Annotated in this window: 27 protein-coding genes and 2 tRNA genes; 23 read left to right on the forward strand and 6 right to left on the reverse strand. The window is 67.7% G+C overall.

The window, feature by feature from the left end:
• Nucleotides 1-6 precede the first annotated feature (6 nt).
• The 3 genes from rph to RT051_RS02435 all read right to left on the reverse strand — a co-directional run bounded on the left by rph (nt 7) and on the right by RT051_RS02435 (nt 2,723).
• On the reverse strand, nt 7-750 hold the full coding sequence (rph, locus tag RT051_RS02425; RefSeq protein ID WP_313070976.1) for a ribonuclease PH: 744 nt from the start codon (nt 748-750) through the stop codon (nt 7-9).
• Between the two features lie 72 nt (nt 751-822).
• On the reverse strand, nt 823-1,740 hold the full coding sequence (locus RT051_RS02430; protein WP_313071152.1) for a protein phosphatase 2C domain-containing protein: 918 nt from the start codon (nt 1,738-1,740) through the stop codon (nt 823-825).
• Nucleotides 1,740-2,723, reverse strand: coding sequence for a serine/threonine-protein kinase (locus tag RT051_RS02435; RefSeq protein WP_313070981.1), 984 nt, complete (start codon nt 2,721-2,723; stop codon nt 1,740-1,742). The genes RT051_RS02430 and RT051_RS02435 overlap by 1 nt, the downstream gene beginning before the upstream one ends.
• A gap of 97 nt (nt 2,724-2,820) precedes the next feature.
• On the opposite strand from RT051_RS02435, the gene RT051_RS02440 reads away from it, so the two are divergent.
• The 4 genes from RT051_RS02440 to RT051_RS02455 all read left to right on the forward strand — a co-directional run bounded on the left by RT051_RS02440 (nt 2,821) and on the right by RT051_RS02455 (nt 6,986).
• Nucleotides 2,821-3,714 (forward strand): YicC/YloC family endoribonuclease, encoded by an 894-nt coding sequence (locus RT051_RS02440; RefSeq protein WP_313070984.1) that lies wholly within the window; start codon nt 2,821-2,823, stop codon nt 3,712-3,714.
• A gap of 36 nt (nt 3,715-3,750) precedes the next feature.
• A complete protein-coding gene (gene gmk, locus RT051_RS02445; RefSeq protein ID WP_313070987.1) occupies nt 3,751-4,374 on the forward strand; it encodes a guanylate kinase in 624 nt (207 codons plus the stop codon).
• A 30-nt stretch (nt 4,375-4,404) separates the two neighbouring features.
• On the forward strand, nt 4,405-4,608 hold the full coding sequence (gene rpoZ / locus RT051_RS02450; protein WP_313070992.1) for a DNA-directed RNA polymerase subunit omega: 204 nt from the start codon (nt 4,405-4,407) through the stop codon (nt 4,606-4,608).
• Between the two features lie 95 nt (nt 4,609-4,703).
• Nucleotides 4,704-6,986 (forward strand): RelA/SpoT family protein, encoded by a 2,283-nt coding sequence (locus RT051_RS02455; protein ID WP_409520520.1) that lies wholly within the window; start codon nt 4,704-4,706, stop codon nt 6,984-6,986.
• Between the two features lie 17 nt (nt 6,987-7,003).
• Here RT051_RS02455 and greB read toward each other — a convergent pair whose 3' ends face one another.
• The 3 genes from greB to RT051_RS02470 form a co-directional block, all read right to left on the reverse strand.
• Nucleotides 7,004-7,573 (reverse strand): transcription elongation factor GreB, encoded by a 570-nt coding sequence (gene greB, locus RT051_RS02460; protein ID WP_313070996.1) that lies wholly within the window; start codon nt 7,571-7,573, stop codon nt 7,004-7,006.
• Nucleotides 7,574-7,647: 74 nt separating this feature from the next.
• Nucleotides 7,648-7,724: transfer RNA gene (locus RT051_RS02465), tRNA-Arg, on the reverse strand.
• Between the two features lie 151 nt (nt 7,725-7,875).
• Nucleotides 7,876-7,998, reverse strand: a complete 123-nt coding sequence (locus RT051_RS02470; RefSeq protein WP_313071000.1) for a hypothetical protein — start codon at nt 7,996-7,998, stop codon at nt 7,876-7,878.
• Between the two features lie 396 nt (nt 7,999-8,394).
• Between RT051_RS02470 and rpsO the strand changes: the two genes are divergently transcribed.
• The 19 genes from rpsO to RT051_RS02565 all read left to right on the forward strand — a co-directional run bounded on the left by rpsO (nt 8,395) and on the right by RT051_RS02565 (nt 26,632).
• On the forward strand, nt 8,395-8,661 hold the full coding sequence (rpsO, locus tag RT051_RS02475; protein WP_019373299.1) for a 30S ribosomal protein S15: 267 nt from the start codon (nt 8,395-8,397) through the stop codon (nt 8,659-8,661).
• Between the two features lie 219 nt (nt 8,662-8,880).
• Nucleotides 8,881-11,124 (forward strand): polyribonucleotide nucleotidyltransferase, encoded by a 2,244-nt coding sequence (pnp, locus tag RT051_RS02480; protein ID WP_313071006.1) that lies wholly within the window; start codon nt 8,881-8,883, stop codon nt 11,122-11,124.
• Between the two features lie 72 nt (nt 11,125-11,196).
• Nucleotides 11,197-12,201 carry an NAD(P)H-quinone oxidoreductase gene (locus tag RT051_RS02485; protein WP_313071009.1) on the forward strand — a complete coding sequence of 335 codons (1,005 nt, stop codon included), beginning with the start codon at nt 11,197-11,199 and terminating at the stop codon, nt 12,199-12,201.
• A 2-nt stretch (nt 12,202-12,203) separates the two neighbouring features.
• A complete protein-coding gene (tpiA, locus tag RT051_RS02490) occupies nt 12,204-12,992 on the forward strand; it encodes a triose-phosphate isomerase (protein WP_313071012.1) in 789 nt (262 codons plus the stop codon).
• Nucleotide 12,993: 1 nt separating this feature from the next.
• A complete protein-coding gene (secG, locus tag RT051_RS02495) occupies nt 12,994-13,392 on the forward strand; it encodes a preprotein translocase subunit SecG (RefSeq protein ID WP_313071015.1) in 399 nt (132 codons plus the stop codon).
• A 127-nt stretch (nt 13,393-13,519) separates the two neighbouring features.
• Nucleotides 13,520-13,604 (forward strand) — tRNA-Leu (locus RT051_RS02500).
• Between the two features lie 78 nt (nt 13,605-13,682).
• Nucleotides 13,683-14,042, forward strand: coding sequence for an NADH-quinone oxidoreductase subunit A (locus tag RT051_RS02505; protein WP_313071018.1), 360 nt, complete (start codon nt 13,683-13,685; stop codon nt 14,040-14,042).
• 33 nt (nt 14,043-14,075) lie between these two features.
• Nucleotides 14,076-14,555 (forward strand): NADH-quinone oxidoreductase subunit B family protein, encoded by a 480-nt coding sequence (locus tag RT051_RS02510; RefSeq protein WP_313071021.1) that lies wholly within the window; start codon nt 14,076-14,078, stop codon nt 14,553-14,555.
• Between the two features lie 13 nt (nt 14,556-14,568).
• Nucleotides 14,569-15,201, forward strand: a complete 633-nt coding sequence (locus tag RT051_RS02515; protein ID WP_313071023.1) for an NADH-quinone oxidoreductase subunit C — start codon at nt 14,569-14,571, stop codon at nt 15,199-15,201.
• A gap of 29 nt (nt 15,202-15,230) precedes the next feature.
• Nucleotides 15,231-16,484: an NADH-quinone oxidoreductase subunit D gene (locus RT051_RS02520; RefSeq protein WP_313071027.1), complete on the forward strand. Its 1,254-nt coding sequence runs from the start codon at nt 15,231-15,233 to the stop codon at nt 16,482-16,484.
• Nucleotides 16,481-16,972 carry an NADH-quinone oxidoreductase subunit NuoE gene (gene nuoE / locus RT051_RS02525; RefSeq protein ID WP_313071030.1) on the forward strand — a complete coding sequence of 164 codons (492 nt, stop codon included), beginning with the start codon at nt 16,481-16,483 and terminating at the stop codon, nt 16,970-16,972. Before RT051_RS02520 ends, nuoE begins: the two co-directional genes overlap by 4 nt.
• Complete coding sequence (gene nuoF, locus RT051_RS02530; protein ID WP_313071036.1) at nt 16,969-18,327, forward strand: NADH-quinone oxidoreductase subunit NuoF; 1,359 nt, start codon at nt 16,969-16,971, stop codon at nt 18,325-18,327. The genes nuoE and nuoF overlap by 4 nt, the downstream gene beginning before the upstream one ends.
• 18 nt (nt 18,328-18,345) lie before the next feature.
• Nucleotides 18,346-20,487, forward strand: a complete 2,142-nt coding sequence (nuoG, locus tag RT051_RS02535; protein ID WP_313071040.1) for an NADH-quinone oxidoreductase subunit NuoG — start codon at nt 18,346-18,348, stop codon at nt 20,485-20,487.
• A complete protein-coding gene (gene nuoH, locus RT051_RS02540; protein ID WP_313071043.1) occupies nt 20,484-21,560 on the forward strand; it encodes an NADH-quinone oxidoreductase subunit NuoH in 1,077 nt (358 codons plus the stop codon). Before nuoG ends, nuoH begins: the two co-directional genes overlap by 4 nt.
• Nucleotides 21,561-21,571: 11 nt before the next feature.
• Entirely contained in the window at nt 21,572-22,084 is a 513-nt protein-coding gene (nuoI, locus tag RT051_RS02545) for an NADH-quinone oxidoreductase subunit NuoI (RefSeq protein WP_313071047.1), read from the forward strand.
• A 44-nt stretch (nt 22,085-22,128) separates the two neighbouring features.
• Nucleotides 22,129-22,791 carry an NADH-quinone oxidoreductase subunit J gene (locus RT051_RS02550; protein ID WP_313071052.1) on the forward strand — a complete coding sequence of 221 codons (663 nt, stop codon included), beginning with the start codon at nt 22,129-22,131 and terminating at the stop codon, nt 22,789-22,791.
• A complete protein-coding gene (gene nuoK / locus RT051_RS02555; protein ID WP_313071054.1) occupies nt 22,788-23,096 on the forward strand; it encodes an NADH-quinone oxidoreductase subunit NuoK in 309 nt (102 codons plus the stop codon). Before RT051_RS02550 ends, nuoK begins: the two co-directional genes overlap by 4 nt.
• A gap of 31 nt (nt 23,097-23,127) precedes the next feature.
• Complete coding sequence (nuoL, locus tag RT051_RS02560) at nt 23,128-25,137, forward strand: NADH-quinone oxidoreductase subunit L (protein ID WP_313071057.1); 2,010 nt, start codon at nt 23,128-23,130, stop codon at nt 25,135-25,137.
• A gap of 19 nt (nt 25,138-25,156) precedes the next feature.
• The gene (locus RT051_RS02565) at nt 25,157-26,632 is read left to right on the forward strand and encodes an NADH-quinone oxidoreductase subunit M (protein WP_313071060.1); all 1,476 of its coding nucleotides are present in this window, start codon (nt 25,157-25,159) and stop codon (nt 26,630-26,632) included.
• Nucleotides 26,633-26,650: the final 18 nt, after the last annotated feature.

A 26,650-nucleotide genomic window follows, 5' to 3' on the forward strand; every position in this document is an offset into this window, starting at 1 on the left:
TTGCTATCAAAAGGCGAGGGCCTGGCGCTGCAGGGCGAGCAGCTCGGCAATGCCCTGGCCGGCCAGGCCGAGCAGGGCGTCGAGCTCGCCGCGAGAGAACGTCCGGCCCTCGGCCGTGCCCTGCAGCTCGACAAAGCCGCCGGCGTCCGTCATCACCACGTTCATGTCGGTGTCGCAGGCGGCGTCCTCGGCGTAGTCCAGGTCCAGGAGCGGCGTGCCAGCCAGCAGGCCCACCGACACCGCCGCCACCGCCCCGGTCAGCGGCGAGGCGGCCAGCGCCCCCGCGGCCTGCAGGTGCGCCACGGCGTCGTGCGCCGCCACCCAGGCGCCGGTGATGGCCGCGCAGCGCGTGCCGCCGTCGGCCTGTAGCACGTCGCAGTCCAGGTGGATGGTGCGCTCGCCCAGGGCCGCCAGGTCGAACACGGCGCGCAGGCTGCGCCCGATCAGGCGCTGAATCTCCTGCGTGCGCCCGCTTTGCTTGCCGCGTGCGGCCTCGCGGTCGCTGCGCCGGTGGGTGGCGCGCGGCAGCATGCCGTACTCGGCCGTGACCCAGCCGGCGCCGCTGCCGCGCTGGTGCGGGGGCACCCGCTCCTCGACCGAGGCGGTGCACAGCACGCGGGTGTGGCCGAACTCGACCAGCACCGAGCCCTCGGCGTGCATGGTGTAGCCGCGTGTCAGGCGCACCGGGCGCAGGGCTTGGGCGGCGCGGCCGCCTCTGCGGGCGGCGGAGGTGGCGGGGGGCAGGGTCATCGGGGGCTTTCTGCGGCAGATGGAAAAAGGAAAAGGGGCGGGAGCGGCCAGGCGCGGCGCCGGGACGGGCCTTCAGCCCTTACGCGCGGCGGCGCGGCGGATGGCGTCGTTGATCTCGGCGACGGCGCGCTCCAGGTCCTCGTCGCCGAGTTCGTCGCCGCCCCGCGCCAGCCCGTCGAGCGGGCTGCAGGCGATGGTGGAGGCGAAGGTCTGCCCGTCCGGCGCATCGGTGGCGAGGGCCGGCCCGGGCGCGAGCACACCGGGCGCCTCCCACTCCAGGGCCAGCGCGGTGACATTGTCACAGCGTTCGCCGCCGGCGCGCAGCGCCTGCCCGACCAGCGCCGGCACGGCGTGCGAGACGCTCTGGCGCGCCAGCCCGCTGGCGATGGCGGCCTCGTCCAGCCCGCTCCACAGCCCGTCCGAGCACAGCAGCAGTCGGTCGCCCTGCTGCAGCGGCGCCGGCCCGGCCCGGTCGAACAGCGGCGTGGAGGGCGCGCCCAGGCAGGTGAACAGCATGTGCCGGTTGGCGCGGCGCGTCGGGCCCGTGGCGCCGGCCTTGTGCAGCTCGTCATGGGAATGGTCGCGCGTGCGCAGCAGCACCTGCCCGCCGCGCACCAGGTACAGGCGCGAGTCGCCGCAGTGCACCCAGCAGGCGCGCCCGTCCTGCACCACGGCGGCCACCAGCGTGGTGCGCGGGCCGTCGCGCTCCATGCCGTGGCGCTGGGCGTAGCGCAGGATCTGGCGGTGCGCGGCCAGCAGCGCCGCCGGCAGAAAGTCCTGCGGGCTGGCCAGCGCCGGCCGCGCCTGCCGCTGGAACAGGGCCGAGACGGTCTGCACCGCGATCTGCGCCGCCACCTCGCCCCGGGGGTGCCCGCCCATGCCGTCGGCCAGTACGAACAATGCACTCTGGCGCGTGTAGCAGTAGCCCATGCGGTCCTCGTTGCGCTCGCGCCCGCCCGTGCGGCTGACCTGGAAGACCGAGAACTTCATCATCGCCGGGAGCCCACGCCGGGGCGGTCCGCGCCCAGCGCATCCAGGCGCAGGCGCACCCGCTCGGCCACCGACGGCCGGGTGTAGCGGCGCTCGCCCTCGCGCGCGAGCGCCTTTTGCAGCACAAAGACGGACTGCGGCCGCGCGGTCGGCTCCAGCGCCATGCACCAGCGCACCACGTCGATCAGGCTGTCCGAGTACAGGCCGCGCAGCCGGGCCAGGTCCGGCTGCAGGCGGTCGTGTTGCTGGCGCTGGGGCGCGTCCAGGGGCGGCTGGCCCTGCATGCAGGCGTAGATGCACGCGCCCACGCTGTAGGTGTCGGTCCAGGGGCCCAACGGCGCATCGCGCTGGTGCATCTCGGGCGCGGCGAAGCCGGGCGTGTGCATCGGGCGGATGAAGTCGCCCTCCTGGGCCAGCACCTCGCGCGCGGCGCCGAAGTCGATCAGCACGGCCCGGTCGTCGTCGGTGATGAAGATGTTGGCCGGCTTGATGTCCAGGTGCAGCATACGGTGCTGGTGCACGATGCGCAGGCCGCGCAGCACCTCGTCGAACAGCGAGCGGATGGTGGACTCGCGAAACACCTTGCGGCCCTTGAGCTGGCGCGCGGTGAGGATGAACTCCTGCAGGCTCGCGCCCTCCAGGTAGTCCATCACCATGTAGACCGTGTCGTTGTCGCGAAAGAAATTGAGCACGCCGACCACCGAGGCGTGCGAGATCTGGGCCAGCGAGCGCCCCTCCTCGAAAAAGCTCCTGAGGCCGAGCCGGTAGAGCGGCAGGCGCTCGGGCGCCACCGTGGGCAGGCGCTCGCCCGGCTGGCGCGTGGCCAGCGCCGAGGGCAGGTATTCCTTGATGGCGACCGGCTCGCCCTGCGCGTCCAGCGCCAGATAGACGATGCCGAAGCCGCCCGTCGCCAGCCGTCGCACGATGCGGTAGTCCCCCAGGGGGGTGCCTGCAGGCAGGGGGGCCGGCCTGTTTCTGGACATGTGGACAAGGAAAAAAGACGCGGGCGCCCGGGGCAGGCCGGATAATCGCCCGATGACAGGCAACCCATCACCGAAAAAACCCGGGGCAGTCTACAGCATGACCGGCTACGCCAGCGTGCAGCAGCAGAGCCCGGCCGAAGGCCCCGCCGGCGCCGGCGCGGGGCGCCGGATCGGGCTCGAGCTGCGCTCGGTCAACAGCCGCTTCCTGGATCTGTCGCTGCGCCTGGCCGAGGAGCTGCGCTCGCAGGAGCCGGCGCTGCGCGCGCTGCTCACCGCGGGCCTCAAGCGCGGCAAGGTCGAACTGCGCGCCTTCATCGAAGGCGGCGAGGGCGCCCTGCTGAGCGAGCCGCCCGCGCCGCTGCTCGAGCGCCTGGCCAGCGTGCAGGAGGCCGTGCGCGCCCACCTGCCCGCCGCCGCCCCCTTGAGCGTGGCCGATGCCCTGCGCCTGTGCGCCGGGCTGGCCGCCCCGGCCCAGGACCACGGCGCGCAGCTGCTGCAGCTGGCCCGCCAGGCACTCGACGAGCTGCTGGCCGCCCGCGCCCGCGAAGGCGAGCGCCTGGTGGACACGCTCGACGACCGCGTGCGCCAGCTGCACGAGCTGGCGCGCCAGGCCGCGCCGCTGGTGCCCCAGCTGGTCGCCCAGCAGCGCCAGCGCTTCATGGAACGCTGGCGCGAGGCCCTGCAGCTGGGCGAGGGCGCGGTCGTGCCCGAGGCGGCCCAGGAGCGCGCCCTGACCGAGGCCACGGCGTTTGCCATCCGCATCGACGTGGCCGAGGAGCTCACCCGGCTCACCGCCCACCTCGACGAGATCGAGCGCCTGCTGGCGCGCGGCGGCGAGGTCGGCAAGCGCCTGGACTTCCTCATCCAGGAGCTGCACCGCGAGGCCAACACCCTGGGCTCGAAGTCGGCCACCATGGAGCTCACGCGCATCAGCGTGGACATGAAGGTGCTGATCGAGCAGATGCGCGAGCAGGTGCAGAACCTTGAGTGATAATAATTTTTTGATAGCGCGTTGCCCTGATCCCTTATGGACTATCCCGGAAATCTGTTCGTAGTCTCGGCCCCCAGCGGCGCAGGCAAATCCAGCCTCGTGAAGGCGCTCATGGAGCTGGACTCGCACGTGCAGCCCTCGGTCTCGCACACCACCCGGGCGCCGCGCGGGCAGGAAAAGCACGGCCGCGAGTACTTCTTCGTCTCCGAGCCCGAGTTCGACGCCATGGTCGCGGCCAACGGCTTCGTGGAGTGGGCCAACGTGCACGGGCGCCGCTACGGCACCTCGCGCCGCGCCATCGAGGAGCGCATCGCCCAGGGCGGCGACGTGGTGCTGGAGATCGACTACCAGGGCGCGCTGCAGATCCGCGAGAGCTTCGCCGATGCCGTGCTGATCTTCATCCTGCCGCCGAGCTGGGAGGAGTTGCGCTCGCGCCTGGAGCGCCGCGGCGAGGACGCGCCCGAGGTGATCGAGACGCGCCTGACAAATGCCGAGCAGGAGATGGCTCAGGTGGAAAAATTCGACTTCGTTATAATCAATGAAGTTTTCGAGCGGGCACTTTTCGACCTGAAAACCATCGTCCACGCCCAGCGGCTCAAGTACCTTGCCCAGCGCCGCGCCCGGGCCGACACCTTCGCCTCGCTCAACATCCCCGCCTAGACCCCACCGCATTCCCTGGAGCTTTTCCGCATGGCCCGCATTACCGTGGAAGACTGCCTCGAGCAGATCCCCAACCGTTTCCAGCTGGTGCTTGCCGCCACCTACCGCGCCCGCATGCTCAGCCAGGGCCACGCCCCGCGCATCGAAAGCCGCAACAAGCCCGCCGTGACGGCGCTGCGCGAGATCGCCGCCGGCAAAGTGGGCCTGGAGATGCTCAAGAAGGTGCCGGGCTGAGTAACCTGCCCCGCGCCGCAATGAAAGCACCGCAGGGCGGTGCTTTTTTTATGGGCCGGGCCGCCATGGTGTGGTGACGCTATAGTTGCAAGGCTATGGCCTCCTCCTTCCATGCGGTATTGACGAAGACTCAGGCAGCGCCACCGCCCGGCAGTGGCGCGCAGCAGCCTGGGCCCGCGGCGCCGGTGGCGGTGCCTGATGCAGCCGCGGCCAGCTTCGCCGCGCTGCTGGACAAGCTCGACTACCTGGACGAGGCACAGACGCAGCAGGTACGCGAGGCCTATCACTACGCCGATCGGGCCCACCTCGGGCAGTGGCGCAGCAGCGGCGAGCCCTACATCACCCATCCGATCGCCGTGGCGGCGCTGTGCGCGAGCTGGAAGCTCGATGCCCAGGCGCTGATGGCCGCCCTGCTGCACGATGCCATGGAGGACTGCGGCATCACCAAGGCCGACCTGGCCGAGCGCTTTGGCACGGCGGTGGCCGAGCTGGTGGACGGGCTGACCAAGCTCGACAAGCTGCAGTTCAACACGCGCGAGGAGAACCAGGCCGAGTCCTTCCGCAAGATGCTTCTGGCCATGGCGCGCGACGTGCGCGTCATCCTGATCAAGCTGGCCGACCGCACGCACAACATGCGCACGCTCTCGGATATGCCGCGCTCCAAGTGGCACCGCATCTCCTCGGAGACGCTGGAGATCTACGCCCCCATCGCCCACCGCCTGGGCCTGAACCAGACCTACCGCGAACTGCAGGACCTGTCGTTTCGCCACCTGCACCCCTGGCGCTACGCGACGCTGGCCAAGGCCGTGGCGCGCAGCCGCAGCCGCAGCCGCGACGTGGTGCAGAAGGTGCAGGCCGAGGTGGACGCCGCCTTTGCCCAGACCGGCCTGCCGGTGCGTCTGGCCGGGCGCGAGAAGACGCTGTTCGCCATCTACGAAAAGATGCATGGCAACCACCTGAGCTTTGCCCAGGTGACCGATCTGTACGGCTTTCGCGTGGTCGTGCGCTCGGTGCTCGACTGCTACACCGCCCTGGGCGTGCTGCACCAGACCTACAAGCCGGTGCCGGGCAAGTTCAAGGACCACATTGCGATCGCCAAGCTCAACGGCTACCAGTCGCTGCACACCACGCTGGTCGGGCCGGCCGGCCTGAACGTCGAGTTCCAGGTGCGCACCGAGGAGATGCACATCGTCGCCGAGGCGGGCATCGCCGCGCACTGGCTCTACAAGGCCCGCGCGGGCGAGGGCGGCGAGGCCGAGCGCCTGGGCACGCAGTGGCTGCAGTCACTCCTGGACATCCAGAACGAGACGCGCGACGCGGCCGAGTTCTGGGACCACGTCAAGGTGGACCTGTTTCCCGATGCGGTGTATGTCTTCACGCCCCGCAGCCAGATCCTGGCGCTGCCGCGCGGCGCCACGGTGGTGGATTTTGCCTACGCCATCCACAGCGACGTGGGCGACCGCACGGTGGGCGCGCTCATCAACGGCGAGGAGGAGCCGCTGCGCACCGAGCTCAAGAATGGCGACGTGGTGGAGGTGCGCACCGCCCAGGGCGCGCGGCCCAACCCGGCCTGGCTGGGCTTCGTGCGCACGGCCCGGGCGCGCTCGAAGATCCGTCACTACCTCAAGACCCTGGCGCAGACCGAATCGGTCGGCCTGGGCGAGCGGCTCCTGACCCAGGCGCTGCGCGCCGAGGGTGTCGAGCAGCTGCCTGATGCGCAGGCCCACGCCGCGCTGTGGGACAAGCTGCTGCGCTTTACCGGCAACCGCACGCAGGCCGAGCTGATGACCGACATCGGCCTGGGCCGGCGCGTGGCTGGCATCGTCGCCAAGCGGGTGGCGGTGCTGCTGTCCGAGGGTGGCCAGCGCCCCGACGCGCTGCTGCTCAGCCGCGAGCGCTTCGGCGCGCACGAGAACCTCTCGCAAGGCAGCATCACGCTGGACGGCAACGAAAGCGCCTCGGTGCACTACGCCCAGTGCTGCCGGCCGGTGCCGGGCGACCCGATCGTCGGCTACCTGGGCCGGGGCGAGGGGCTGGTGGTGCACCACGCGCAGTGCGGCAACGCGCAGCGGCTGCAGCACAAGGACGCCGAGCGCTTCATCGCCGTGGACTGGGCAGACGAGCCGGCGCGCACGTTCGAGACCGGCATCACCGTCACCGTCACCAACGCCAAGGGGGTGCTGGCCCGCATCGCCGCCGTGATTGCCCAGTCCGAGGCCGACATCGTGCGGGTGGACATGGACGACGCCATGGCGACGACCGAACTGCGCTTCGTCGTCGCCGTGCGCGACCTGGCGCACCTGGACCTGGTGCTGCGCAACCTGCGGCGCACAGCCTCGGTGCTGCGCGCCTCGCGCGTGCTGCCGCCACCCGCCTGAGGCGTAGTGGGCCGGCGTCAGCCGGCAGGGCGGGGTGGCGGATAGCTCACCGCGATGACCTCTAGCCGGCGCGGGCCTGCGGGGGTCGTGAGCGAGACCTCGTCGCCCTCGCGCGCCTTGAGCAGCGCGCGCGCGACGGGCGCGATCCAGCTGATCTGGCCCCGGCTGTTGTCGGCCTCGTCGATGCCCCGGATGGTGACCGTGCGCTCCTCGCCCGTATCGTCGGCGTAGGTGACCGTGGCGCCAAAGAACACTTGGTCGCTGCCCTGGTGCACCGATGGATCGACGACCTCGGCGATCTCCAGGCGCCGCGTCAGGAAGCGGATGCGCCGGTCGATCTCGCGCAGGCGTTTCTTGCCGTAGATGTAGTCGCCGTTTTCCGAGCGGTCGCCGTTGCTGGCGGCCCAGTGGACGATATCGACGACCTTGGGGCGCTCATCGTCGATCAGGGCCAGCAGCTCGGCGCGCAGGCGCGCGTGGCCCTCGGGCGTCATGTAGTTCTTGGCGCCGGTCGGGATGCTGGGGCCGGCGGGCAGCTCGTCGTCATCGTCGGGGGCGTCGGTTTCGCGGGTGAAGGCTTTGCTCATGCCGCCATGGTGCCGCCGAATGGGAGCGACAAACGAAAAAGCCCTGAAACCGGCTGGTTTCAGGGCTTTGCGTTTGGCGCGGCTGGCAGGAATCGAACCCACGACCCCTTGGTTCGTAGCCAAGTACTCTATCCATCTGAGCTACAGCCGCGAAGCTTTGAATTGTAGCACGTGATTTCGTGCCCTTTTCAAAATTGCCGCTTTTTCTTTCCGATCACTGGGTGCATCGAAGTGTGCAGCGGCAACGGGAGCGATTGTAATGCGGTTTTTTGGCCCGCTCGAACAAGAAGGAGCAAAAAATCTCAGCGCCGCGTGTAACCCAGGCAGGCACCAGCGTTGGGCTTGCCCTGGCATTCCCGGTACAGGCGCCGATCGCGCTCGGCGGCGCTTTCCTGGGAGTTGTGCTGCTGCTGGCGCACCTTCACGGCTGCCGGCTTCCTGGCTGCGCCTTTTTTGGCGGCCGCGGCGGGCGGGGGCGACAGGACTGAGCAGGACAGCGCCAGGCAGCACAGCAGGGCTGCGGGCCGGTGGGCCCGCGCAGCGGCGGGGGCGGGGTGAGAGCAGGGGGCGGACGGCAGGGTGAGCATGGGCGGGTCCGGCAGGCAGGGTGGGGCGGTCCGCATCATCGCTACCGGACGGGCCGCCGGCCAGCCCGGGCCCCTGCCGATAGAGGGAAAAAAGCGCGCGCGATATAATCGAACGGTTTTGCATAGTGCAAGACGCACGCCCGCGGCCTTTCCAGTCGCTGGCGCAAGTTCACCAAGCCTCCAAGGTGGCTGCCCACAACGCGGCGCCCGGCGGGGTCCATTCAGGAAACCACAATGATCGCATCTTCCGTCAAAGCCGAGGTCGTCAAGGCCAACCAGCGCGCTGCCAACGACACGGGCAGCCCTGAAGTGCAGGTGGCTCTGCTCACCGCACGCATCAACGAACTGACGCCGCACTTCAAGCAGCACGCCAAGGACCACCACGGTCGCCGCGGCCTGCTGCGCATGGTCAGCCGCCGCCGCAAGCTGCTGGACTACCTCAAGGCCAAGGACGCCGAGCGCTACACCGCGCTGATCGCCAAGCTCGGCCTGCGCAAGTAAGCGCACCGAAACGCAACAACGCCTGGGTTGGCTCTGCCTGGCTCAGGCGTTTTTGTTTTTGGCCCGCAGCCTCGTGCAGAGCGAAGCTGTGTCATTCCAGGGGCGCTGGCGCCCCGGCCGCAAGCGCCCCTGGAATGGCATCGTGTTCTGCATCGAATCGGGTCGAAACCCTTGCTGAGCAACGTTGTTCAGCTATCAAAACATGAGCAAGGAGCCATCATGAGCATTTTCAACAAGGTCACCAAGAGCTTCCAGTGGGGCGACAAGACCGTCGTCCTGGAAACCGGCGAGATCGCCCGCCAAGCGTCAGGCGCCGTGCTGGTCAACATCGACGACACCGTGGTGCTGGCCACCGTGGCTGCCTCCAAGAACCCGAAGCCGGGCCAGGACTTCTTCCCGCTGACGGTGGACTACATCGAGAAGACCTACGCCGCCGGCAAGATCCCCGGCAGCTTCTTCAAGCGCGAGGCCAAGCCCTCCGAGCTGGAGACGCTGACCAGCCGCCTGATCGACCGCCCGATCCGCCCGCTGTTCCCCGAAGGCTTCTACAACGAGGTGCACGTGGTCATCCACACCATCTCGCTGAACCCCGAGGTGGATGCCGACATCGCCGCCATGCTGGGCGTGAGCGCGGCGCTGGCCATCTCCGGCCTGCCGTTCAACGGCCCCATCGGCGCGGCGCGCGTGGGCTACGTCAACGGTGAATACGTGCTCAACCCCGGTCAGACGGCGCGCAAGAACTCGCAGCTCGACCTGGTCGTGGCCGGCACCGAGACGGCCGTGCTGATGGTCGAGTCGGAAGCCGACCAGCTGCCCGAGGACGTGATGCTCGGCGCCGTGGTCTTCGGCCACGAGCAGGGCAAGGTGGCCATCGACGCCATCCATGAGCTGGTGCGCGAGGCCGGCAAGCCGATGTGGGACTGGAAGCCCGCTGCCAAGAACGAAGAGTTCATCGCCAAGGTGCGCGGCCTGGCCGACGACAAGCTGCGCGCGGCCTACCAGATCCGCAGCAAGCAGGCGCGCACCCAGGCGCTGCGCGAGGCATCGAGCTCCGTGCTGCAGTCCCTCAAGGACGAGGGCGCCGAGTTCGACACCAATGCGGTCGAGTCGCTGCTGTTCGACCTGGAGGCGCAGATCGTGCGCGGCCAGATCCTGGCCGGCGAGCCGCGCATCGACGGGCGCGACACGCGCACCGTGCGCCCCATCGAGATCCGCTCCTCGGTGCTGCCGCGCACCCACGGCTCGGCGCTGTTCACGCGCGGCGAGACGCAGGCGCTGGTGGTCTCCACCCTCGGCACTGAGCGCGACGCGCAGCGCATCGACGCGCTGGCCGGCGAGTACGAGGACCGCTTCCTGTTCCACTACAACATGCCTCCCTTCGCCACGGGCGAGGCCGGCCGCATGGGCACGACCAAGCGCCGCGAAATCGGCCACGGGCGCCTGGCCAAGCGCGCCCTGGTGCCGCTGCTGCCGTCCAAGGACGAGTTCCCCTACACCATTCGCGTGGTCTCGGAGATCACCGAATCCAACGGCTCGTCCTCCATGGCCTCGGTCTGCGGCGGCTGCCTGTCGCTGATGGACGCCGGCGTGCCGATGAAGGCCCACGTGGCCGGCATCGCCATGGGCCTGATCAAGGAGGACAACCGCTTTGCCGTGCTGACCGACATCCTGGGCGACGAGGACCACCTCGGCGACATGGACTTCAAGGTCGCGGGCACGACGGCCGGCATCACCGCGCTGCAGATGGACATCAAGATCCAGGGCATCACCAAGGAAATCATGCAGGTCGCCCTGGCCCAGGCCAAGGAGGCACGCCTGCACATCCTCGGCAAGATGCAGGAGGCCATGGGCGAGGCGCGCGCGGAGATCTCCAGCTTCGCGCCCAAGCTCTACACCATGAAGATCAACCCCGAGAAGATCCGCGACGTGATCGGCAAGGGCGGCGCCACCATCCGCCAGCTGACCGAGGAGACCGGCACGCAGATCAACATCGAGGAAGACGGCACCATCACCATCGCCTCCAGCGAGGCGGCCCGGGCCGACGAGGCGCGCCGCCGCATCGAGGAGCTGACCGCCGAGGTCGAGGTCGGCCAGGTGTATGAAGGCCCGGTGACCAAGATCCTGGACTTCGGCGCGCTGGTGAACCTGCTGCCCGGCAAGGACGGCCTGCTGCACATCAGCCAAATCGCGCACGAGCGCGTGGAAAAGGTCACCGACTACCTCCAGGAAGGCCAGGTCATCAAGGTCAAGGTGCTGGAGACCGACGAGAAGGGCCGCGTCAAGCTCTCGCTCAAGGCCCTGACCGAGCGCCCTGCCGGCATGGAACGCCCCGAGCGGGGCGAGCGCAGCGACCGCGGTGAGCGTGGCGAGCGCCGCGACGGCGGCCGCGGCGGCTACCGCGGTGGCAACGGCAATGGCAATGGCCAAGGCCATGGCGGCGAGGGCGGCTCCTACGAGTCCTGAATGCTCCTCGATTGAGAGCATCGAGCCCTTGTCAGTCAAGGGCTCGACCTTGTTTCAATGCCTGGATCTGCCATGAATGAACGCATGCAGGCCGTGGAGATCACGGCCTTTGGCCCGCCCGAGGCCCTGCGCCTCGCCGAGCGCCCGCGGCCGGTGCCGGGCGCCGGCGAGCTGCTGATCCGCGTGGGTGCCAGCGGCATCAACCGCCCGGACGTGCTGCAGCGCAAGGGCCACTACCCTGCGCCCCCGGGTGCCTCCGACCTGCCGGGCCTGGAGGTCGCAGGCACGGTGGAGGCGGGCGACGCGCAGGCGCTGGCTGCGGCCGGGCTGGCGCTGGGCGACCGCGTCTGCGCCCTGGTGGCCGGTGGTGGCTATGCCCAGTGGTGCGTGGCGCCGGTGGCGCAATGCCTGCCGGTGCCCGCCGGGCTGAGCGACGTCGAGGCTGCCTGCCTGCCCGAAACCTTCTTCACCGTCTGGAGCAACGTCTTCGACCGCGGCCGCCTGCAGGCGGGCGAGACCCTGCTGGTGCATGGCGGCACGAGCGGCATCGGGGTGACGGCCATCCAGCTGGCACGCGCGCGCGGCGCCACCGTGATCGTCACGGCCGGCAGCGACGACAAGTGCGCCGCCTGCCTGGCACTGGGCGCGCACCACGCCATCAACTACCGCACGCACGACTTCGTCGCCGAGGTGCAGCGCATCACGGGCGGCCGCGGCGCCGACGTCATCCTGGACATGGTCGCGGGCGACTACGTGGGGCGCGAGATCGGCTGCCTGGCTGATGATGGCCGCATCGTCATCATCGCCGTGCAGGGCGGCACGCGCGCACAGATCGACGCCGGGGCCGTGCTGCGGCGCCGGCTGGTGATCACCGGCTCCACGCTGCGCCAGCGCCCCGAGGCCTTCAAGGCGCAGATCGCCGCCGCGCTGCGGCGCGAGGTCTGGCCGCTGCTGGAGTCGGGCACCATCCGGCCGGTGGTGCACAGCGTTTTCGCGGCCGCCGAGGCCGCCCGCGCCCATGCGCTGATGGAGTCCAGCCAGCATGTGGGCAAGATCGTTCTGACATGGAGCACCTGACGATGAACCGACCCAAGCTCATTGCCGGCAACTGGAAGATGAACGGCAGCCTGGCCGCCAACGAGGCGCTGCTGTCGGCCCTGCGAGCCGGCCTGCCGCAGGGCGCTGCCTGCGCTGTCGCCGTCGCCGTGCCCGCGCCCTACCTGGCGCAGGTGCAGACGCTGGTGTCGGGCTCGCCCATCGCGCTGGGTGCGCAGGACGTCTCGCAGCACGATGGCGGGGCCTACACCGGCGAGGTCTCGGCCGCCATGCTGCGCGACTTCGGCGCGCGCTACGTGCTGGTCGGCCATTCCGAGCGCCGCCAATACCACGGCGAGAGCGATGCCGACGTGGCGGCCAAGGCGCAAAAGGCGCTGGCCGCCGGCATCACGCCCATCGTCTGTGTGGGCGAGACGCTGGCCGAGCGCGAAGCTGGCGAGACCGAGCACGTGGTGCGGCGCCAGCTGGCCGCCGTCATCCATGCCAATGGCCACTGCATCAGCGAGATCGTCGTGGCCTACGAGCCGGTCTGGGCCATCGGCACCGGCCGCACGGCCACGCCCGAGCAGGCCCAGCAGGTGCACGCCGTGCTGCGGGCGCAGCTGGCCGCGGCCACCACGCATGCCGCGCGGGTGCCCATCCTCTACGGCGGCAGCATGAACGCCGCCAACGCGGCCGAGCTGCTGGCCCAGCCCGACATCGACGGCGGGCTGGTGGGCGGTGCCTCGCTCAAGGCCCAGGATTTTCTGCAAATCATTGCCGCAGCCAGCGCTGCGCAAGGAGATGCAGCTACAGTTTCAGGAGTAAATTGACATGAGTGCCTTTGTGAACGTGATTCTGGCGGTGCAGATGCTCACCGCCCTGGCCATGATCGGGTTGATCCTGATCCAGCACGGCAAGGGGGCCGACATGGGCGCGGCCTTCGGCAGCGGCGGCTCGGGCAGCCTGTTCGGTGCCAGCGGCAGCGCCAACTTCCTGTCGCGCACCACGGCGGGGCTGGCTACCGTGTTCTTCGTCGCCACCCTGGCGCTGGCTTACCTGGGCAACCAGCGTGCGCCCAGCGTGGGCAGCGTGCTGGAAGGCCCGGCTGCCGCCGTGCCGACCACGACGGCTCCCCCGCCCGAGCCGGCACCGGCTCCCGCGGCCAGCGCCGCCGAAGCCCCGCCCGCGGCCGAGCCGGCTCCGGGCGCGGCGCAGATCCCGAAGAACTGACGCCCGGCCGGGTGTCAAAAAAGCGGCGCCCGGGTATGTGACAGGGTTTTTCCGGGTTAGAATCGCCGTCTGTCTGGAAAGCCGACCGGCACCGGAAACGGGCTTTGCAGACGTGCAAAACAAGACAGCCGTCGTGGTGGAATTGGTAGACACGCTATCTTGAGGGGGTAGTGGCGAAAGCTGTGCGAGTTCGAGTCTCGCCGACGGCACCAATCACAAAAAAGGCCGCCTTGTCTGAACCGCTGAGCGGAACGGGTGGGGCGGCTTTTCAGCGGTGAGAAGGCCCTCAGATGAATCTCGATCAGTACCTCCCGGTTCTCCTGTTCCTTCTGGTAGGGGCCGGGGTCGGCGTGATACCCCTGCTGCTGGGCTATCTGCTGGGCCCGCAGCGGCCCGATCCGGCCAAGAATTCCCCCTACGAGTGCGGTTTCGAGGCCTTTGACGATGCGCGCATGAAGTTCGACGTGCGCTACTACCTCATCGCCATCCTGTTCATCCTGTTCGACCTGGAGATCGCCTTCCTGTTTCCCTGGGCCGTGAGCCTGCAGGAAGTGGGCATGACCGGGTTCGTCGCCGTGCTGATCTTCCTGGCCATCCTGGTCGTGGGCTTTGCCTACGAGTGGAAAAAGGGTGCGCTGAACTGGGAATGAGCGGCCACGGCCGCTGTGCAAAGGAACGACACGATGATTGATGGTGTGATGAAGGAAGGCTTCATCACCACGAGCTATGACTCGGTGGTGAACTGGGCCAAGACGGGCTCGCTGTGGCCCATGACCTTTGGTCTGGCCTGCTGCGCGGTCGAGATGATGCACGCGGCCGCCGCGCGCTACGACCTGGGGCGCTTCGGCGCCGAGGTGTTCCGCGCTAGCCCCCGCCAGTCCGACCTGATGATCGTGGCCGGCACCCTGTGCAACAAGATGGCGCCGGCCCTGCGCAAGGTCTATGACCAGATGGCCGAGCCGCGCTGGGTCATCTCCATGGGCTCGTGCGCCAACGGTGGCGGCTACTACCACTACAGCTATTCCGTGGTGCGTGGCTGCGACCGCATCGTGCCGGTGGACGTCTACGTGCCGGGCTGCCCGCCCACGGCCGAGGCGCTGATCTACGGGATCATCCAGCTGCAGCAAAAAATCCGCCGCACCAACACCATCGCGCGTGCCTGAAAAGGGAAGGGCCATGACTGCTTCTGCCTCCATTGCTTCTTCCCCCGTGGCCATCGCGCCCGAGGCGCTGCGCGACGCCGTGGCCGCCGCGCTGGGCGACAAGGCCCGCGAGGTCACCATCGCCCTGGGCGAGGTGACCGCGGTGGTGCCGCTGGCGCACTACCTCGAGGCCATGCAGATCCTGCGCGACGCGCCCGCCTGCCGCTTCGAGCAGCTGGTCGACCTGTGCGGCGTGGATTACTCCGCCTGGCACAACGTCGGCACCGAAGGCCCGCGCTACGCCGTGGTCTCGCACCTGCTGTCGGTGTCGCTGAACCAGCGCGTGCGCGTGCGCGTGTTCTGCACCGACGACGACTTCCCCGTGGTGCCTACGGTCACGCCGCTGTGGAACTCGGCCAACTGGTTCGAGCGTGAGGCTTTCGACCTGTACGGCATCGTCTTCGACGGCCACCAGGACCTGCGCCGCATCCTGACCGATTACGGCTTCATCGGCCACCCCTTCCGCAAGGACTTCCCGCTGTCCGGGCACGTCGAGATGCGCTACGACCCCGAGCTGCGCCGCGTGGTCTACGAGCCCGTGACCATCGAGCCGCGCGAGCTCACCCCGCGCATCATCCGCGAGGAAAACTATGGAGGCCTGCACTAAAGGCGCGGCCGCGCCCAGGTGATCGACCCATGGCTGAAATCAAGAACTATTCCCTGAACTTCGGTCCGCAGCACCCGGCAGCGCACGGCGTGCTGCGCCTGGTGCTGGAGCTCGACGGCGAAGTGGTGCAGCGCGCCGACCCGCACATCGGCCTGCTGCACCGCGCCACCGAAAAGCTCGCCGAGCACAAGACCTACATCCAGTCGCTGCCCTACATGGACCGTCTCGACTACGTGTCCATGATGAGCAACGAGCACGCCTACTGCTTGGCGATCGAGAAACTGCTGGGTATCGAGGTGCCGCTGCGCGCGCAATACATCCGCGTGATGTTCTCCGAAATCACGCGCCTTCTGAACCACCTGATGTGGCTGGGCTCGCACGGCAACGACTGCGGCAGCTCGACCATCCTGATCTACACCTTCCGCGAGCGCGAGGACCTGTTCGACATCTACGAGGCGGTGTCGGGCGCGCGCATGCACGCGGCCTACTTCCGTCCGGGCGGCGTGTACCGCGACCTGCCCGACAGCATGCCGCAGTACCAGGCGAGCAAGGTGCGCAACGAGCGCGCGATTGCCGAGCGCAACCGCAACCGCCAGGGCTCGATGCTGGACTTCATCGAGGACTTCACGCGGCGCTTCCCCAAGTGCGTGGACGAGTACGAGACGCTGCTGACCGACAACCGCATCTGGAAGCAGCGCACGGTGGGTATCGGCGTGGTCTCGCCCGAGCGCGCGCTGAACCTGGGCTTCACGGGCCCCATGCTGCGTGGCTCGGGCATCGCCTGGGACCTGCGCAAGAAGCAGCCCTACGAGGTCTATGACCGGATGGATTTCGACATCCCCGTGGGCGTGACCGGCGACAGCTACGACCGCTACCTGGTGCGCGTGGCCGAGATGCGCGAGTCCAACCGCATCATCCAGCAGTGCGTGCAGTGGCTGCGCGCCAACCCGGGTCCGGTCATCACCGACAACCACAAGATCGCCCCGCCGCCGCGCGAGCGCATGAAGAGCGGCATGGAGGACCTGATCCACCACTTCAAGCTCTTCACCGAGGGCTTTCGCGTGCCCGAGGGCGAGACCTATGCGGCGGTGGAGCACCCCAAGGGCGAGTTCGGCATCTACATGGTGAGCGACGGCGCCAACAAGCCCTATCGCATGAAGATCCGTGCGCCCGGCTTTGCCCACCTGGCGGCGCTCGACGAGCTGGCGCGCGGGCACATGATCGCGGATGCCGTGGCCATCATCGGCACCCTGGATATCGTGTTCGGAGAGATTGATCGATGATTACCGAAGCGACCAAAGCACGTTTCGCCCGCGAGGTGGCGAAATACCCGGCAGACCAGCGGCAGTCGGCCGTGATGGCCTGCCTGTCCATCGTGCAGCAGGAGCAGGGCCACATCACCCAGCAAAGCGAGGCGGAGATCGCCGCCTACCTGGGCATGCCCGAGATCGCCGTGCACGAGGTGACGACCTTCTACAACATGTACAACCAGCAGCCGGTGGGCAAGTACAAGCTGGCGGTGTGCACCAACCTGCCGTGCCAGCTGCGCCGCGGCCAGGAGGCATTGCACCACCTGGAGCGCAAGCTGGGCATCCGGATGGGCGAGACCACGCCCGACGGCCTGTTCACGCTGCAGCAGTGCGAATGCCTGGGCGCCTGCGCCGACGCGCCGGTGATGCTGGTCAACGACCGCAACATGTGCAGCTTCATGGAAGACGACAAGCTCGACCAGCTCGTTGACGGCCTGCGTGGCGCGGAGGGCAGGGCATGAACAGCAGCGCTGCCAGCAGCATCCTGGCGCAGTTCCAGGCCACGGGCGTGGAGACATGCTTTCACGGCCGGCACATCGAGCCGCAGATCTACGCGGGCCTGGACGGCACCAACTGGAGCCTCAAGGACTACGAGGCGCGCGGCGGCTACGCGGCGCTGCGCAAGATCCTCGGCGCCGATGGCGGCGAGGGCCTGACCCAGGAGCAGGTCATCGCCACCGTGAAGGAATCGGCCCTGCGCGGCCGCGGCGGCGCGGGCTTTCCGACGGGCCTGAAGTGGAGCTTCATGCCACGCCAGTTCCCGGGCCAGAAGCACCTGGTGTGCAACTCCGACGAGGGCGAGCCGGGCACCTGCAAGGACCGCGACATCCTCATGTACAACCCGCACATCGTGATCGAGGGCATGGCCATCGCCGCCTACGCGATGGGCATCACCGTGGGCTACAACTACATCCACGGCGAGATCTTCCAGGTCTATGAGCGGTTCGAGGCTGCGCTGGAAGAGGCGCGTGCGGCCGGCTACCTGGGCGACGGCATCATGGGCAGCGGCTTCAACTTCCAGCTGCACGCCCACCACGGCTTCGGCGCCTATATCTGCGGCGAAGAAACCGCACTGCTGGAATCGCTGGAGGGCAAGAAGGGCCAGCCGCGCTTCAAGCCGCCTTTCCCGGCCAGCTTCGGCCTGTACGGCAAGCCGACCACCATCAACAACACCGAGACCTTCGCGGCGGTGCCCTGGATCATCCGCAACGGCGGCCAGGCCTACCTGGAGTGCGGCAAGCCCAACAACGGCGGCACCAAGATCTTCTCGGTCTCGGGCGACGTGGAGCGTCCCGGCAACTACGAGATTCCCCTGGGCACTCCCTTTGCCAAGCTGCTGGAGCTGGCCGGCGGCGTGCGCAAGGGCCGGCAGCTCAAGGCGGTGATTCCTGGTGGATCGTCCGCTCCGGTTTTGCCCGCGCACGTCATCATGGAATGCACGATGGACTACGACTCCATCGCCAAGGCAGGCTCCATGCTGGGCTCGGGCGCGGTGATCGTCATGGACGACTCGCGCGACATGGTTGAATCGCTGCTGCGCCTGTCGTACTTCTACATGCACGAATCCTGCGGCCAGTGCACGCCCTGCCGCGAGGGCACGGGCTGGCTGTGGCGCGTGGTCGACCGCATCCAGCACGGCCAGGGCCGGCCCGAGGACATCGAGCTGCTCGATTCGGTCGCTTTCAACATCATGGGGCGCACCATCTGCGCCCTGGGCGACGCCGCGGCCATGCCGGTGCGCGCCATGATCAAGCATTTCCGGCACGAGTTCGTCGCCAAGATCGAGGCCGCCACCCGGCAGGCCGCAGCCGCCTGAACAAGGGGCCACACGCATATGGTTGAAATTGAACTGGACGGCAAGAAGGTGGAGGTCGCCGAAGGCAGCATGGTCATGCATGCAGCCGAGAAGGCAGGCACCTACATTCCGCATTTTTGCTACCACAAGAAGCTCTCGATTGCTGCCAACTGCCGCATGTGCCTGGTGGACGTGGAGAAGGTGCCCAAGCCCGTGCCTGCCTGCGCCACACCGGTGACGCAGGGCATGATCGTGCGCACCAAGAGCGAACGCGCCATCACCGCCCAGCAATCGGTGATGGAATTCCTGCTCATCAACCACCCGCTGGACTGCCCCATCTGCGACCAGGGCGGCGAGTGCCAGCTGCAGGACCTGGCCGTGGGCTACGGCATGGGCAGCTCGCGTTACGGTGAGGAAAAGCGCGTCGTGCCGCACAAGGACGTGGGCCCGCTCATTTCCATGGAGGAGATGACGCGCTGCATCCACTGCACGCGCTGCGTGCGCTTCGGCCAGGAGATCGCCGGGGTGATGGAGCTCGGCATGGTCAACCGCGGCGAGCATGCCGAGATCACCACGGTGATCGGTGACACGGTGGACTCCGAGCTGTCGGGCAACGTGATCGACCTATGCCCGGTGGGCGCGCTCACCAGCAAGCCCTTCCGCTACAGCGCCCGCTCCTGGGAGCTGTCACGGCGCAAGTCGGTCAGCCCCCACGACTCCACCGGCGCCAACCTGATCGTGCAGGTCAAGAACCACCGCGTCATGCGCGTGTTGCCGCTGGAGAACGAAGAGGTCAACGAATGCTGGCTGGCCGACCGCGACCGCTTCTCCTACGAAGCGCTCAACGGCGATGACCGGCTTCTGCACCCGATGCTCAAGCAGGGCGGCGAATGGCGCGCGGTGGACTGGCAGACCGCGCTGGAATACGTCGCCAACGGCCTGAAGAACATCCAGGCCGAGCACGGTGCCGCGGCCATCGGCGCCCTGGTCAGCCCGCACAGCACGCTGGAAGAGCTGCACTTGGCCGCCAGGCTGGTGCGCGGCCTGGGCAGCGACAACATCGACCACCGCCTGCGCCAGGCCGAGTTCGCGCCGGCTGAAGGCGTGCGCTGGCTGGGCATGCCCATCGCCGACCTGAACACGCTGCAGTCGGTGCTGGTCGTGGGCTCCAACCTGCGCAAGGACCATCCGCTGTTTGCACAGCGAATTCGCCAGGCAACCCGCGTGGGTTGTAGGGTTGCAGCTATCAATGCAGTAGCTTACGACTGGGCCATGCCGCTGGCCGCCACGCTGCTGGCACCGGCCGCGCAGTGGACGGGTCTGCTGGCCCAGGTCGCTTCGGCCGTGGCGGCCGAGCGGGGCGCCTCCGCCCCCGTGGCGGACGTGCAGGCCGGCGACGAGGCGCGCGCCATCGCGCAGTCGCTGCTGCAGGGCGAGCGCCGCGCCATCCTGCTGGGCAACGCCGCCGCGCACCACGCCCAGGCTTCGCAGCTGCTGGCGCTGGCGCAGTGGCTGGGCGAGCAGACCGGCGCGACCGTGGGCTACCTGACCGAGGCCGCCAACACGGTGGGCGCACAGTTCGTGGGCGCACAGCCGCAGGGCGGGGGGCTGAACGCCCTGCAGATGCTGCAGGGCGGCGTCAAGGCGGCGCTGCTGCTCAACACCGAGCCGGTGCACGATTCGGTGCTGGGCGCCGAGGCCGCACGCACGCTGGGCCAGGCCGAGATGGTCGTCACGCTCAGCCCCTTCAAGGCCAACCTGGAGTTCAGCGATGTGCTGCTGCCCATCGCGCCCTTCACCGAGACCTCGGGCACTTTCGTGAACGCCGAAGGCCGGGTGCAGAGCTTCCACGCCGTGGTCAAGCCGGCCGGCGAGACGCGTCCGGCCTGGAAGGTGCTGCGCGTGCTGGGCAATCTGCTGGGCGTCGAGGGCATGGGCCACGAGACCTCGCAGGACGTGCTGGCCGAGGCCACCGGCCAGCCGGTCGGCGAACTGCGCCATCTGCCCGCCGAGCGCCTGGCCAACCGCACCAGCGCCCCTGCAGCTCCGCTCCAGGCCGGCGCCAGCGCCGAGCCCGTGGCCGCCAGTATCTACCAGCTCGACAGCCTGGTGCGCCGTGCGCCGTCGCTGCAACTGACCGCCGATGCGCGTGCTGCACGCGGTGAAGGAGCCACCGCATGATCGACACCCTGTACAACGGCGGCCTCAACCTGGTCGCCGCCGAGTGGTGGAGCACGCTGGCCTGGCCCGTGCTCTGGAACCTGATCAAGATTGTCGCCGTGCTGGCGCCCCTGATGGGTGCGGTGGCCTACCTGACGCTGTGGGAGCGCAAGTTCCTCGGCTTCATGCAGGTGCGCATGGGCCCCAACCGCGTCGGCCCCTTCGGGCTGCTGCAACCCATCGCAGATGCGCTCAAGCTGCTGACCAAGGAGCTGATCAAGCCCACGGCCGCCAGCACCGGCCTGTACTACCTCGGCCCGATCATGGCCATCATGCCGGCGCTGGCCGCCTGGGTGGTCATCCCCTTCGGGCCCGACATGGCGCTGGCAAACATCAACGCCGGCCTGCTGCTGGTGATCGCCATCGCCTCCATCGAGGTCTATGGCGTGATCATCGCCGGCTGGGCATCCAACTCCAAGTACGCCTTCCTGGGCGCGCTGCGCGCCTCGGCGCAGATGGTCAGCTACGAGATCGCCATGGGCTTTTGCTTCCTGGTGGTGATCATGGTCTCGGGCAGCATGAACCTGACCGACATCGTGGCCGTGCAGGAGCGCGGCATGATGGCCGGCATGGGTCTGAACTTCCTGTCCTGGAACTGGCTGCCGCTGCTGCCCATCTTCATCGTCTACCTGGTCTCGGGCGTGGCCGAAACCAACCGCCACCCCTTCGACGTGGTGGAAGGCGAGGCCGAGATCGTTGCCGGCCACATGGTCGAGTATTCGGGCATGGGCTTTGCCGTGTTCTTCCTGGCCGAGTACGCCGCGATGTGGCTGGTGTCCATCCTGGCGGTGCTCATGTTCCTGGGTGGCTGGTCGGCGCCGCTGTCCTTCCTGGCTTTCATTCCCGGCTGGATCTGGTTGGGGCTAAAGACCTTCATGGTCGTGTCCTGCTTCATCTGGATCCGCGCCACCTTCCCGCGCTTTCGCTATGACCAGATCATGCGCCTGGGCTGGAAGATCTTCATCCCGGTCACCCTGGTGTGGCTGATCCTCGTGGGCGGCTGGCTGCTGTCGCCCTGGAACATCTGGAAATAACGGGGGCATCCATGGCTGCTGTTGCTGCTCCTTCAACTTTCTCTCTTCGGGACTTCTTCAAGAGCTTCATGCTCTGGGAACTGGCCAAGGGCATGGCCCTCACCGGCCGCTACGCCTTCCGCCGCAAGGTCACGGTGCAGTTCCCAGAAGAAAAGACTCCGCTGTCGCCGCGCTTTCGCGGCCTGCACGCCCTGCGCCGCTATGACAACGGCGAAGAGCGCTGCATCGCCTGCAAGCTGTGCGAGGCCGTGTGCCCGGCGCTGGCCATCACCATCGAGTCGGACGTGCGCGCCGACGGCTCGCGCCGCACCACGCGCTACGACATCGACCTCACCAAGTGCATCTTCTGCGGCTTCTGCGAGGAAAGCTGCCCGGTGGACTCCATCGTCGAGACGCAGATCCTCGAATACCACGGCGAAAAGCGCGGCGACCTGTACTACACCAAGGACATGCTGCTGGCTGTGGGCGACCGCTACGAGCCGCAGATCGCCGCCGCCAAGGCCGCGGACGCGCCCTACCGCTGACCCGGTGACTTTCTTGCCGAACCTTTGTTGAAAAGAACCGATTCATGGAAGTCACGACCGGCTTTTTCTACCTGTTCTCGGTGGTGCTGCTGTATGCGGCCTTCCGGGTCATCACGGCGCGCAACCCTGTGCACGCCGTGCTGCATCTGATCCTCGCCTTCTCGCAGGCCGCCGGCGTGTGGCTGCTGCTCAAGGCGGAGTTCCTCGCCATCGTCCTGGTGCTGGTGTACCTGGGGGCCGTCATGGTGCTGTTCCTGTTCGTGGTCATGATGCTGGACATCCGCATCGAGTCCGTGCGACAGGGCTTCTGGCGGCACTTCCCGCTGGCGGTGGTCGTCGGCGGCATCGTTGGCCTGGAGATGGCGGCCGTGCTGATGACGGGCTTTCACACCGTCGAGGCGCCGCAGGCCATGGCCGCCGTGGTGAACGGCGCTGGCCAGGTGGTGGAGGTGTCCAACACCAAGGCGCTGGGCATGCTGCTCTACACCGAGTACCTGCTGCCCGTGGAGATCGCCGCCGTGATCCTGCTGGTGGCCATGATCGCCGCCATCGCGCTCACCTTGCGTGAGCGCAAGGACTCCAAGGCCATCAACCCTGCCAGCCAGATCCGCGTGCGTGCCCGCGACCGCATGGTCATGGTCAACGTGCCGGCCACGCGCGCCCCCGAGCCACCCGCAGCACCCGCCGCCGAGGAGAGCAAGCCATGACACCGACGCTGGGTCACTTCCTGTCACTGGGCGCGATGCTGTTCGCGATGGCCGTGGTGGGCATCTTCCTGAACCGCAAGAACCTCATCGTGCTGCTCATGGCCATCGAGCTGATGCTCCTAGCCGTGAACATGAACTTCGTGGCGTTTTCGCACTACCTGGGCGACATGCACGGACAGGTGTTCGTGTTCTTCATCCTGACGGTGGCGGCGGCCGAGGCCGCCATCGGCCTGGCCATCCTGGTGCTGCTGTTCCGCAATCGCTCGAGCATCGACGCGCAAGACCTCAACGACCTCAAGGGTTGATGCGGTCCCGCCACTTGCAAGGTTCTCCACAATGAGTCAAACGCTTTCTGTCTCGACGCTGCTGGCGGTGCCGCTGGCGCCGCTGGCCGGCTCGCTGCTCGCCGGCCTCTTCGGCACCGCCTTTGGCGGCAACCGCATTGGCCGTGGCGTGTCGCACACGCTGACCATCCTGGGCGTGCTGGTCTCGTTCCTGCTGTCGGCGCTGGTGTTCCAGAGCGTCGTGTCGGACGGCGCGCGCTTCGATCAGACCCTCTACACCTGGATGGTGGTCGGCAATCTGAAGATGGAGGTGGGCTTTCTGATCGACAGCCTCACCGCCATGATGATGTGCGTGGTGACCTTCGTGTCGCTGATGGTGCACATCTACACCATCGGCTACATGGAGGAAGACCCCGGCTACAACCGTTTCTTCTCCTACATCTCGCTGTTCACCTTCTCCATGCTCATGCTGGTCATGAGCAACAACCTGCTGCAGCTGTTCTTCGGCTGGGAGGCGGTGGGCCTGGTGTCGTATCTGCTGATCGGCTTTTGGTACAACAAGCCTTCGGCCACTTTCGCCAACATGAAGGCCTTCCTCGTCAACCGCGTGGGCGACTTCGGCTTCATCCTGGGCATCGGCCTGATTGGCGCCTACGCCGGCACCTTCAACTACGCGGAGATCTTCGCCAAGGCCGGCGAACTGGGCACGCTGGGCTTTCCCGGCACCGACTGGATGCTGATCACGGTGATCTGCATCTGCCTGTTCATCGGTGCCATGGGCAAGTCGGCGCAGTTCCCCTTGCACGTGTGGCTGCCCGACTCGATGGAAGGCCCGACGCCCATTTCCGCGCTGATCCACGCCGCCACCATGGTCACGGCCGGCATCTTCATGGTCTCGCGCATGTCGCCGCTGTTTGAACTGTCCGACACCGCGCTGAACTTCATCCTCATCATCGGCGCCATCACCGCGTTGTTCATGGGCTTCCTGGGCATCATCCAGAACGACATCAAGCGCGTGGTGGCGTATTCCACGTTGTCACAGCTGGGCTACATGACGGTGGCGTTGGGCGCCTCGGCCTACTCGGTGGCCGTGTTCCACCTGATGACGCACGCGTTCTTCAAGGCCCTGCTGTTCCTGGGCGCCGGCTCGGTCATCATCGGCATGCACCACAACCAGGACATCCGCTGGATGGGCGGCGTGCGCAAGTACATGCCAGTCACCTGGATCACCTCGCTGCTGGGCTCGCTCGCGCTGATCGGCACGCCGTTCTTCTCGGGCTTCTACTCCAAGGAGAGCATCGTGGACGCGGTGCGCCACAGCACCCTGCCCGCGGCCGGCTTTGCCTACGCCGCCGTGCTGGCCGGCGTGTTCATCACGGCTTTTTACTCGTTCCGCATGTACTTCCTGGTCTTCCATGGCAAGGAGCGCTACGACCAGGACCCGCACGCGCACGAGCACCATCACGGCCATGCGCCCGCCAGGCCGCACGAGTCGCCCTGGGTGGTCACGCTGCCGCTGGTCCTGCTGGCCATTCCGTCGGTGGTCATTGGCTTCATCGCCATCGGGCCCATGCTGTTCGGCGACTTCTTCAGCGGCGTGATCACCGTGGACGAGGCGCGCCATCCGGCCATGGCACACCTGCGCGAGGCCTTCCACGGCGCGGTTGCCATGGGTACGCACGGCTTCGTCGCGGTGCCGACCTGGATGGCGATTGCCGGCGTGGCCCTGTCCTACTACATGTACATCGTCAACCCGGCCCTGCCGGCGGCCCTCAAGCGTGGCCTGCAGCCGATCTACACGCTGCTGGACAACAAGTACTACATGGACTGGATCAACGAAAACATCGTCGCGCGCGGCGCGCGCGGTCTGGGCATCGCGCTGTGGAAGGGCGGCGATCAGGCCGTCATCGACGGCGCCGTGGTCAACGGCTCCTGGAAGCTGATGGCGCGCATCGGCACCGTGCTGCGTTCGCTGCAGTCGGGCTACCTCTACCACTACGCGCTGGTCATGATCCTGGGCATCTTCGTGCTCATGACCTACTTCGTGTGGCTCAACAAATAAGACGGGGAGAAGAAGAAAAATGGGTTTGTTGAGTCTTGCCATCTGGCTGCCCATCGCCGTCGGGGCCCTGGTGCTGCTGCTGGGGCGTGCGGGCCAGGCACCGGCCGTGCGCTGGATCGCGCTCCTGGGCGCCCTGGCCGGCCTGGCCGTGACGCTGCCGCTCATCTCGGGCTTCGACAACGCCAGCGCCGCGGCGCAGTTCGTCGAACGCGCCCTGTGGATTGAGCGCTTCAACATCCACTACCACCTCGGAGTGGATGGCATCTCGCTGTGGTTCGTGCCGCTTACGGCCTTTATCACGGTGATCGTGGTGATCGCCTCCTGGCAGTCCATCACCGAGCGCGTGAACCAGTACATGGGCGCGTTCCTGATCCTGTCGGGCCTGATGATCGGTGTCTTCAGCGCGCTCGACGGCATGCTGTTCTACGTGTTCTTCGAGGCCACGCTGATACCGATGTACCTGATCATCGGCATCTGGGGCGGTCCCAACCGCATCTATGCCGCGTTCAAGTTCTTCCTCTACACGCTGCTGGGCTCGCTGCTCATGCTGGTAGCGCTGATCTACCTGTACAACCAGGCGGGCGGCAGCTTCGACATCGCCACCTGGCACCGGCTGCCGCTGGCGGCAAACGCGCAGACCCTGCTGTTCTTCGCCTTCTTCGCCGCGTTCGCGGTGAAGGTGCCGATGTGGCCGGTACACACCTGGCTGCCCGACGTGCACGTGGAGGCGCCCACCGGCGGCTCCGCGGTGCTTGCGGCCATCATGCTCAAGCTCGGCGCGTACGGCTTCCTGCGCTTTTCCATGCCGATCGCGCCCGACGCCGCCCATGAATGGGCCTGGCTGATGATCACGCTGTCGCTCGTCGCCGTGATCTACGTGGGCCTGGTGGCCATGGTGCAAAAGGACATGAAGAAGCTGGTGGCCTATTCGTCGGTCGCGCACATGGGCTTCGTGACGCTGGGCTTCTTCATCTTCAACGACTTGGGCATCTCCGGCGGCCTGGTGCAGATGATCGCCCACGGCTTCGTCTCGGGCGCCATGTTCCTGTGCATCGGCGTGCTCTACGACCGCGTGCACTCGCGCGAGATCGCCGCCTATGGCGGGGTGGTCAACACCATGCCGCGCCTGGCCGCCTTTGCGCTGCTGTTTTCCATGGCCAACTGCGGCCTGCCCGCCACGGCCGGCTTCGTGGGCGAGTGGATGGTCATCATCGCCTCGGTCAAGTACGACTTCTGGGTCGGCCTGGGTGCGGCCATGGCACTGATCCTGGGCGCCAGCTACACCCTGTGGATGTACAAGCGCGTCTATCTGGGCCCGGTGGGCAACGACAACGTGCGCCAGCTCACCGACCTGAACGGCCGCGAGTTCCTGGTACTGGGGCTGCTGGCCCTGGCGGTGCTGTACATGGGCATCTATCCCAAGCCGTTCACGGACGCGATGGACCCGTCGGTGGCGCAGCTGCTCCAGCACGTGTCGCAGTCCAAGCTGCCCTGATCCCGACCAGACTGAACC

It is taken from the genome of Melaminivora sp., from assembly GCF_032059615.1.
Classification (GTDB): domain Bacteria; phylum Pseudomonadota; class Gammaproteobacteria; order Burkholderiales; family Burkholderiaceae_C; genus Melaminivora.